Source organism: Pseudomonas sp. 05T35, from assembly GCF_056396605.1.
Genome location: NZ_JBFTLU010000206.1, coordinates 1 through 7,646, shown reverse-complemented (window position 1 = coordinate 7,646; position 7,646 = coordinate 1). Strand labels below are relative to the sequence as shown.

General features: G+C 60.3%; 7 protein-coding genes. All 7 read right to left on the bottom strand.

Annotation, left to right across the window (positions count from 1 at the left end; translation table 11 throughout):
• Positions 1-184: 184 nt before the first annotated feature.
• Complete coding sequence (pcaG, locus tag AC1DH9_RS16695; protein ID WP_427536851.1) at positions 185-751, bottom strand: protocatechuate 3,4-dioxygenase subunit alpha; 567 nt, start codon at positions 749-751, stop codon at positions 185-187.
• Position 752: 1 nt separating this feature from the next.
• The gene (gene pcaH, locus AC1DH9_RS16690) at positions 753-1,457 is read right to left on the bottom strand and encodes a protocatechuate 3,4-dioxygenase subunit beta (RefSeq protein ID WP_054596034.1); all 705 of its coding nucleotides are present in this window, start codon (positions 1,455-1,457) and stop codon (positions 753-755) included.
• A 39-nt stretch (positions 1,458-1,496) separates the two neighbouring features.
• Entirely contained in the window at positions 1,497-2,702 is a 1,206-nt protein-coding gene (pcaF, locus tag AC1DH9_RS16685; protein ID WP_347929137.1) for a 3-oxoadipyl-CoA thiolase, read from the bottom strand.
• Positions 2,699-3,481 carry a CoA-transferase subunit beta gene (locus AC1DH9_RS16680; protein WP_173859966.1) on the bottom strand — a complete coding sequence of 261 codons (783 nt, stop codon included), beginning with the start codon at positions 3,479-3,481 and terminating at the stop codon, positions 2,699-2,701. The genes pcaF and AC1DH9_RS16680 overlap by 4 nt, the downstream gene beginning before the upstream one ends.
• Complete coding sequence (locus AC1DH9_RS16675) at positions 3,478-4,335, bottom strand: CoA transferase subunit A (protein WP_477808447.1); 858 nt, start codon at positions 4,333-4,335, stop codon at positions 3,478-3,480. The genes AC1DH9_RS16680 and AC1DH9_RS16675 overlap by 4 nt, the downstream gene beginning before the upstream one ends.
• A gap of 284 nt (positions 4,336-4,619) precedes the next feature.
• Complete coding sequence (pcaK, locus tag AC1DH9_RS16670; protein ID WP_427530173.1) at positions 4,620-5,966, bottom strand: 4-hydroxybenzoate transporter PcaK; 1,347 nt, start codon at positions 5,964-5,966, stop codon at positions 4,620-4,622.
• A gap of 186 nt (positions 5,967-6,152) precedes the next feature.
• The gene (gene pcaR / locus AC1DH9_RS16665) at positions 6,153-6,995 is read right to left on the bottom strand and encodes a pca regulon transcriptional regulator PcaR (RefSeq protein WP_477808446.1); all 843 of its coding nucleotides are present in this window, start codon (positions 6,993-6,995) and stop codon (positions 6,153-6,155) included.
• Positions 6,996-7,646: the final 651 nt, after the last annotated feature.

The following is a 7,646-nucleotide window of genomic DNA, read 5'->3' as shown; positions in this document are numbered from 1 at the left end:
GCGAAGCGGCCGTAAATCCTGCCTCCACGGTTAACCTGAAAAAACGTGGTGCCTGATTTTACGACTGCTTCGCCCGAACGCGGACCGAGCCGAACGCAGGCTTCGCCAGCTGCTACGAGTCGTGCAACGGCCCAACTTACCAGCATCAGGACTTGCCCCCCCTCACCACAAAAGTGCGGTGAACTCAGTAATCGAAAAACACCGTCTCGGCCTCGGTGCCCTGCAGGATTACGTTCCACTGCAACGTGCCCGTCCCATTGGCTTTCGCCATCAAGGTCGTGCGGCGCTCCTCAGGCACGCAGGCCAGCAGCGGGTCGCTGGTGTTGGCCGGTTCACCGTCAAAATAGATCCGCGTCAGCAAGTGCTTGACCAGTCCCCGGGCAAACACCAGCACCACCAGGTGCGGCGCCTGTGTGCTGCCCTTGAGCCCCTGCACTGTCCCCGGTTTGATGGTGGTGAAACGGAATCGCCCTTCTGCGTCCACCGGTACTCGGCCAAACCCTTCGAAATTCGGGTCCAGCGGTTTGTCCTGCTCGTCTTCTGGATGGTCATACTTGCCAGCGGCATTGGCCTGCCAGACTTCCAGCATCGCGTCGTTGACGAAATCGCCGTTGCCATCGACCACTTGCCCAGTGATCGTCACACGCTCGCCGAGGGTTTGTTCAACGGTCAGGTTTTCACGGTTCAACCAGGTCAGACCGATGTGGTAATACGGCCCGACCGTGTGGGACGTCGTCGCGTTCAGCGTCATCTTATTTCTCCATCGGCGTGGCATCGCGGCCGCGCAAAACGATGTCCCAGCGATAACCGAGGGCGTAGGACGGGATGGTTTTTTCCAGGTCGAAACTGGCGATCAAGCGCTCTTTGGCACTGGTGTCGGGTACGCAGTTGTAGATCGGGTCGTAGGCCAGCAACGGATCACCGGGGAAATACATCTGCGTGACCAGACGGGTCAGAATGCTCGGCCCGAACAGCGAGAAATGGATATGCGCGGGGCGCCAGGCATTGTGGTGGTTGCCCCACGGGTAAGCACCAGGCTTGATGGTCTGGAACTGGTACCAGCCATCGGCGTCGGTCACGGTGCGGCCAGTACCGGTGAAGTTCGGGTCCAGCGGCGCATCATGCAGGTCGCGGTCGTGGTTGTAGCGGCCAGCGGCGTTGGCCTGCCAGATCTCCACCAAAATCCCCGGCACCGGCAAGCCATTCTCATCCAGCACGCGGCCGTGAATGATGATCCGCTCACCCAATGGCGCGCCCTGATGTTGGGCGGTCAGGTCATTGTCCCGCTCTTGCAGAGACTCGGCACCAATGGTCGGGCCGGTGATTTCCGACAATGAGTGAGGCAAAAACACCAACGGTTTGGACGGCGAACGGCGGTTGGTCGATTGATAGGCCGGATGCAAATATTCCGGCTGGGTGCCCGCTTGCGGGCGACGGTAACCAGGCTTGTCAGTCATGAAACCTCCTCTTTTCTTGTTCGATAGCGCGGCGGCGCGTCAGACCCGTTCGATGGCCAGTGCCAGGCCCTGGCCAACGCCAACGCACATGGTCGCCAGCGCTTTCTTGCCGCCGGTTTTTTCCAACTGATGCAGCGCCGTCAGTACCAGCCGCGCACCGCTCATGCCCAGCGGATGGCCCAAAGCGATGGCGCCACCGTTCGGGTTGACCTGCGCTGCGTCGTCGGCCAGACCGAGTTCACGCAACACCGCCAGGCCCTGGCTGGCAAAGGCTTCATTGAGTTCGATCACATCGAAATCGCTGACCGCCACGCCCAGCCGTTCGGTCAACTTGCGCACCGCCGGCACCGGGCCGATGCCCATCACTCGCGGCGCAACACCAGCGCTGGCCATGCCCAATACCCGAGCGCGGGCGGTCAGACCATGCTTTTTCACCGCTTCGGCAGACGCGAGAATCAGCGCCGCGGCACCGTCGTTCACACCCGAGGCGTTGCCAGCGGTGACGGTTTTGTCCGGGCCGTTGACCGGTTTGAGTTTGCTCAGGGTTTCCAGGGTGGTGTCAGCGCGCGGATGCTCGTCCTGCTCGACCACGCTTTCGCCCTTCTTGTGGGCAATGCGCACCGGGACGATTTCTTCGGCGAAATAGCCGGCAGCTTGCGCGGCCGCCGTCCGTTGCTGACTGCGCAGTGCGAAAGCATCCTGATCGGCACGGGAAACCGCGTAATCGTCGGCCACATTGTCGGCCGTCTGCGGCATCGCGTCGACGCCGTATTGAGCCTTCATCAACGGGTTGATGAAGCGCCAGCCGATGGTGGTGTCTTCCAGTTTCATGTTGCGCGAGAACGCCGCATCGGCCTTGCCCATCACGAATGGTGCGCGGGACATCGACTCGACACCGCCGGCAATTGCCAGCTCCATCTCACCGCTGGCAATTGCCCGGAACGCGGTGCCGATGGCGTCCATGCCCGAGGCGCACAGGCGATTGAGGGTCACGCCGGGAATACTGTCCGGCAACCCGGCCAGCAGCAATGCCATGCGCGCCACGTTGCGGTTGTCTTCACCGGCCTGGTTGGCGCAACCGAGGAACACTTCGTCCACGGCGCTCCAATCGACACTCGGGTTGCGCTCCATCAGTGCCTTGATCGGTACGGCAGCCAGATCGTCAGCGCGGACCGTCGACAAACCACCGCCAAAACGGCCGATCGGTGTGCGAATCGCATCGCAGATATAAACCTCGCGCATCAGGCTTCTCCCGGTGCTTGGCCGTGGGCGGCAGCGGTACGCGCTTCAAGATCACGCAGTGCGGCCAACTCGATGGCGGTCGGTTCGGCGGTGTGTTCCAGCTGATCGGCAAAGCGGACAGCCCAACCGGTGGCAGCGATCACTTGCTCGCGGGTCACGCCCGGGTGCAGCGCGGTGACCACGAATTCGTTGGTGCCGGCTTCCGGTTCCATGATGCACAGGTCAGTAATGATCCCCACGGGACCGGCGCCCGGCAGGCCGAGACGCTTGCGCGAGTCGCCGCCTTCGCCATGACCGACCGAGGTAATAAAGTCGAGTTTGTCGACAAACGAGCGAGCCGACTGTTTAAGGATGATCAACACGCTTTTCGCCGAGCCGGCGATCTCCGGCGCACCGCCGGCACCCGGCAGGCGGACTTTCGGCTGATGGTAATCGCCGACCACGGTGGTGTTGATGTTGCCAAAACGGTCGACCTGAGCGGCACCGAGAAAGCCGACGTCAATACGCCCGCCTTGCAACCAGTAGCGAAAAATCTCACCGGTCGGGACGACGGTGTCGGCGGTTTCCGCCAACTCGCCGTCACCGATCGACAGCGGCAATACCGTCGGCTTGGCACCGATCGGACCCGATTCATAGATCAGGACTACATCTGGAGAGGAAGTCAGACGAGCCAGGTTGGCCGCTTTCGACGGCAGGCCGATGCCGACGAAACACACCGAGCCATTCTTCAGGCGGCGAGCGGCGGCGACGGTCATCATTTCATTGGTGGAGTAAGCCATTATTGAGCCTCCGACGCTTTGGCCAGCTTGGCCTGGAATTCACTGAAGTCAGCACTGCCGTGGATGTATTCGTTGATCCACGCGGTGAAGGTTTCACGGTCGCGGGCAATCGGGTCCCAGGCCTGATAGAAGCGGTTGTCGCGCTCGGTATAACCGTGGGCGTAGGACGGATGCGCGCCACCGGGCACATGGCACACCGCGCTCAAGGCCCAGGTCGGCAGGACACAAGCGTTCATCGGCGCCTTCAGGTCGTCGACGATTTCTTCAACCGTGACGATGCAGCGCTTGGCAGCCAATGCGGCTTCCTTCTGCACCCCAAGAATGCCCCAGAGCAAGACGTTGCCCTTGCGATCGGCCTTTTGCGCGTGGATCACCGTGACGTCCGGGCGCACCGACGGCACCGCCGCCAGCACTTCACCGGTGAACGGGCAGGTCACGCTTTTGATCAACGGGTTGACCTTCGGCAGGTCGGAACCGGCGTAGGCGCGCAGCACTGCGAACGGCAGGCCGGAAGCGCCCGCGACGTAGGCATTGGCCAGGTCGGCGTGGCTGTGCTCTTCGATTTCCAGCGCATGCGGCCACTGTTTCTCGACGGCATCACGCAGACKGTGCAGCGAGCCCACGCCCGGGTTACCGCCCCAGGAGAAAATCAGCTTGCGAGCACAACCGGCACCGATCAATTGGTCGTAGACCAGGTCAGGGGTCATGCGCACCAGCGTCAGGTCTTTCTTGCCCTGACGAATGATTTCATGACCCGCTGCGGTCGGAATCAAGTGCGTGAAGCCTTCAAGCGCGACGGTATCGCCGTCGTTGACGAATTGCTTCACCGCGTCGTGCAGCGAAAGGATTTCAGCCATGGGGTTGGACTCCCGATTCTCAGTAAACCGATGTGGAGGACAAGGCGCGATGAGCAGCGCCGGAATGACTGAAGATTAAGCCGCCGAAAAACCTCAAACAATCCGATAATCGACTAAGTGTTCGTTTATCGAACAGATTGTTGTCTTCCTACTGATCTAATCAAAAGCTTCGTCGGAACGCCGCCCGGAGCAGGCACGCTCCCACAGGTGATGGGTGATCCCTGTGGGAGCGGGCTTGCTCGCGAAGAGACCATCAAACCCGCTAAAAAATCTGAATCCTGCCTTCAGGTCGCATCCGCATGGCTGACCATGCCTTTGATCACCACCGCCGTGGTGGCCAGCGCGGCCGGAATCACCAAGGCTGTCAGCACCTGTTCGAAATTCCAGCCCAGGCCCAACAGCGTCGCCCCCATCCAGGCGCCGAGAATCGCACCGAAACGCCCAATCCCGAGCATCCACGACACACCCGTGGCCCGACCTTGAGTCGGATAGAAGCGCGCCGCCAGCGACGGCATCGCCGATTGCGCGCCGTTGACGCACATACCGGCGACCAGCACCAACGTTGCCAGCAGCGTGATGTTGCCCAGGCTTTGCCCTACCGCGTAGGCAAACACCCCGGCCAACAAGTAGAAAGTGCCGATCACCTTGTGCGGATTGAACCGGTCCATCGCCCACCCCACCGCCACTGCACTCAACACGCCGCCAAACTGGAACAACGCACCAATGAAGGCCGCCTGTTCCATGCTCGCGCCGCTGTCACGCATCAGGGTCGGCAGCCAACTGGTCAACAGGTAGACGATGACCAAGCCCATGAAATAGGTCAGCCACAGCAACAACGTACCGGTGCTGTAAGTGCCGGAGAAAATCACCGCGAACACGTTGCGGGCCTTTACGGTTTTCTGTTCGGGTACGCTGAAACTCGACGCCTGGGCAATAGTCGCCGGATCAATCGGCGCCAGTGCCTTGCGTACCTTGTCGGTGCCGCGATTGCGCACCACCAGGTAACGCGCCGACTCCGGCAGCCACAGCAACAGCACCACGCCGAGAATCAACGGCAGGATCCCGCCGATCAGCAACAGGCTGTGCCAGCCAAACGCCGGGATCAGCTTGGCGGAGATGAAACCGCCACCGGCCATGCCCAGGTTGAAGCCGCAGAACATGCTGGTCACCAGCAGGGATTTTTTGCGCTCCGGGGTGTACTCCGACAGCAGCGTGGTGGCGTTCGGCATGCCGGCGCCCAGGCCAAGCCCGGTCAGGAAACGCAGCACCAGCAGTTGCTCGACATTCGTGCTGTAGGCCGAGGCCAGACTGAAGGCGCCGAACAACAGCACCGCGCCGACCAGTACGACTTTTCGTCCAAAACGGTCAGCCAGCGGTCCGGAGCCCAGTGCACCAAAGACCATGCCGATCAGCGCTGCGCTCATAACCGGGCCGAGGCTGGCGCGGTCGATCCCCCAATCCTGAGACAGCGCCGGTGCGATAAAGCCCATGGCCGCTGTGTCCAGGCCATCGAGAAACACAATCAGGAAACACAGGATCACCACCCGCCATTGATAGCGCGACAGCGGTTGGGCATTGATAAAGGACTGCACATCGAGGCAGTTCCCGACAGCGGATTGAGGCTGGTTCATTATTTTTATTCCAGGCAAGAAGTGCAGGCGAATACGCGCGGGCAATCGCCTCTTCATTATTATTCGGTGGTCTTCCGGTGCCAGGAGCAGTGGCCAACAGCAGCGGATGACGCTGCCGCGACATTAATGAGCCAAGGGAAACACCGTCAATTCGCCAAACGCGACTCTGTGCGTTTACCGAACAGCTTACGCAAACAGCTGGGCACTCAACTCACGGCTGGCACTCAACAACCCGGGCAAAAAACGCTGCTCCAGTTCGTTGCGGCTGACCCGTCCGGCATGGGTGCTGACATTCAGTGCAGCCAGCACCTGACCGGATGCGTCGTACACCGGAACGGCAATTGAGCGCAGGCCTTGCTCGAGTTCCTGGTCGACAATGCACCAGCCTTGCTGCCGAACTTCCTGGAGACATTCAAGCAACGACTCGCGCGTATGCAGGGTGCGGCTGGTCTTGGCCTGCAATTCGGCATGTTCGAGGTAATCGTGCAGCGATGCATCGTCCAGCGCGGCCAGAAGAATCCGACCCATGGAGGTGCAATAAGCCGGCAACCGCCCGCCCACCGACAGATCGACCGAGATCAAACGCTGGGTCGTTGCCGAACGGGCGATGTACAAGATGTCATCACCTTCCAGCGTGGCCATGTTGCAAGCCTCGTGCAGTTGTTCGCTCATGCGGTCCAGATAAGGCTGGGCCGATACCGCCAGCGGCGTCGAGGACAGATAGGCATGGCCAAGGGTCAGGACTTTGGGCAGCAGCGAATAGGTTCGGCCATCGGTGGTTGCGTAGCCGAGCTTGATCAGCGTATGCAGGCAACGGCGTACGGCAGCGCGGGGAATTTCCGTACGGTGGCTGATTTGCGCGATGGTCAGATGCCGCTTGCGCTCCTGGAAGGCTTGCACCACCGCCAGGCCGCGAGCCAGGGAGGTCATGAAGTCCGGATCGCCAGTGAATGCCTGAAGCCGCTTGGCCGGCGAAGCAACGATCGGCGGCGCCACTGAAGCAAAGGAATTGCGCAATTGATCGTTCATGTCAGGTCATTCCCCAGAGTTCGATCACTATTACAAGCTGCTCCGGAGCTTGTGTACAAGCATCGGCAGCCAAGGTTGGGCGATTATCGAACCATTAATCGATAATCGCAATCAACCGACGCACGACCCAATGGAATGAGGCCTGCAGTACATTTTCCGATAAGACCGGGCCCCGTTCATTACAGATTTTGACACTTTAGCTGACACTGAATAACAACCGCCTTCTAATCCACTCAACTTGTACGACTTAACGGCGTCAGGAAATGGGCTTGTTAAAGACGTTGCCCCAAAGTGCACTGCACACGCGACTTGCGGGTAACAAAACAAATTCACAGAACGAAGCACTTTTAAGTTATTCGAGATAGTGTTCTGCCAATCGGTCGCTATAATGCAACTCAGTGATGACCGTGCTTGTTGGCAACTACGGGATCCAATCACTCAGGTAGCGCGAGGTTTCAACCCCGCTTCCTGCTGGCAAACGCCTGACGCTCATTTCGAATGCCCGACCCATGCGTTTGCAAAAAACAAAGAAACTGATGCTACGTCAGTGGTTCTACTCTGGTGCCGTGGCCGCCTGCACGAAGGAAGCTGTCAAGCACAACGCTGTCGCAATGGGTGTCTTCCCGGACACTCTGCACGGACTCTGCACGG